Annotated in this window: 1 protein-coding gene; it reads left to right on the top strand. The window is 65.7% G+C overall.

Annotated elements, in window-relative coordinates; genetic code table 11:
- On the top strand, positions 1-2,300 hold a 2,300-nt coding region (locus tag FN976_RS28655), incomplete at both ends, for a beta strand repeat-containing protein (RefSeq protein ID WP_145897509.1).

The raw sequence follows: 2,300 nt of genomic DNA, 5'->3' as shown, positions 1-2,300 counted from the left end.
CAACTACGCCACCACCTTCACCGAGAACGGTGGGGCGGTGGCGGTGGCGGACGCGGACATCGCCATCAGCGATGTGGACAACACCAACCTGGTGTCGGCCACCATCACGCTGACCAATGCGCAAGCGAGTGACGTGCTGGCGGTGGCCGGCGTGCTGCCGGGCGGCATCCTGAGCTCGATCGTGGGCAACGTGGTGACCCTGAGTGGCTCGGCGACGCTCGCGCAATACCAGGCGGCGATCCAGCAGGTCACCTTCAGCAACACCAGCGACAACCCGAACACCACGCCGCGCACCATCACGGTGGTGGTGAACGACGGGGCCGCCGCGAGCAACACGGCGACCACCACGGTGACGGTGGTGGCGGTGAACGATCCGCCGGTCAACACCGAGCCGGGGTTGCAGACGGTCAACGAGGACACGAACCTGGCGATCAGCGGGCTGAGCGTGAACGACCTGGACGGCAATCTGGCAACGACCCAGCTGACCGTAGCAAATGGCACGCTGAACATCACGCTTTCGGGCGGTGCGAGCATCAGCGCTGGCCTCAATGGCAGCGCAAGCCTGACGATTTCGGGCACCCAGGCGGATATCAATGCGACGTTGACTTCGTTGATCTATCGGGGAGTGGCCGACTACAACGGGCCTGACACTTTGACGGTGCTCTCGACCGATGCGGCCGGGCTGACAGACACCGACGTGGTCAACATCACGGTCAACCCCGTCAACGACGCCCCGGTCAACACGGTGCCTGGTGCCCAGGCGGTCAACGAAGACACCGCCCTGGCGATCGCCGGAGTCAGCGTGATCGACGTCGACGGCAACCTGGCGACCACCCAACTGACGGTGACCAACGGCAACGTGACGGTGAACTTGGCCGGTGGCGCCACCATCAGTTCCGGCCTCAACGGCAGCGGCACCCTGACGCTCTCAGGCACGCAAGCGCAGATCAATGCGGCGCTGGCCACCATCAGCTACCAGGGCAACCTCAACTACAACGGCCCGGCGACGCTGACGGTGCTGTCGACCGATGCGGCCGGGGTGCCCCTGTCAGATACCGACGTGGTCAACATCACGGTCAACCCGGTGAACGATCCGCCGGTCAACACCGTGCCGGGGTTGCAGACGGTCAACGAGGACACGAACCTGGCGATCAGCGGGCTGAGCGTGAACGACCTGGACGGCAATCTGGCAACGACCCAGCTGACCGTAGCAAATGGCACGCTGAACATCACGCTTTCGGGCGGTGCGAGCATCAGCGCTGGCCTCAATGGCAGCGCAAGCCTGACGATTTCGGGCACCCAGGCGGATATCAATGCGACGTTGACTTCGTTGATCTATCGGGGAGTGGCCGACTACAACGGGCCTGACACTTTGACGGTGCTCTCGACCGATGCGGCCGGGCTGACAGACACCGACGTCGTCAACATCACGGTCAATCCCGTCAACGATCCTCCGGTGCTGGACCTGGACGCGAACAACTCCACCGGCGCGGCGGGGGCGAACTACACGGGTGCGTACACCGAAGGTGGTGCGGCGGTGGCGATTGCCGACGTCGACAGCTCGGTGACGGACCTGGACAACGCCAACGTGGTGAGCGCGGTGATCACGCTGACCAACGCGGTGGCCGGAGACGTGCTGTCGGTGCTGGGCGTGCTGCCCGCGGGCATCGTCGCGAACCTGGTGGGCAACGTGCTGACCCTGAGCGGCTCGGCCACGCTGGCGAGCTACGAGACGGCGATCGAGCAGGTGCGGTTTGCCAACAGCGGAGACAACCCGGGCAACACGGCGCGGGTCATCAACGTGGTGGTCAACGACGGCACGGGCAACAGCAACACGGCGGTGGCCACGATCAGCGTGACGCCGTTGAACGATGCGCCGACGCTGGACCTGGACGGCAACGACTCCAGCGGGGCGGCGGGCAACAACTACGCGACCACCTTCACCGAAGGTGGGGCGGCGGTGTCGGTGGGCGACGCGGACGTGGCGATCGTCGACCCGGACAACACGAACCTGGTGTCGGCGACCATCACGCTGACCAATGCGCAGGCTGCTGACGTGCTGGCGGTGGCCGGCGTGCTGCCTGGGGGCATCCTGAGCTCGATCGTGGGCAACGTGGTGACCCTCACCGGCTCGGCGACGCTCGCGCAGTACCAGGCGGCGATTGCGCAGGTGACCTTCAGCAACACCAGCGACAACCCGAACACGACGCCGCGCACCATCACGGTGGTGGTCAACGATGGCGCTGCCAACAGCGCGGCGGCGACCACCACGGTGACGGTGGTGCCGGTCAACGATCCTC

The organism is Caenimonas sedimenti (assembly GCF_007833165.1).
Taxonomy (GTDB): Bacteria; Pseudomonadota; Gammaproteobacteria; order Burkholderiales; family Burkholderiaceae_C; genus Ramlibacter; species Ramlibacter sedimenti.
This window is presented reverse-complemented; position numbering and strand designations above follow the sequence as displayed.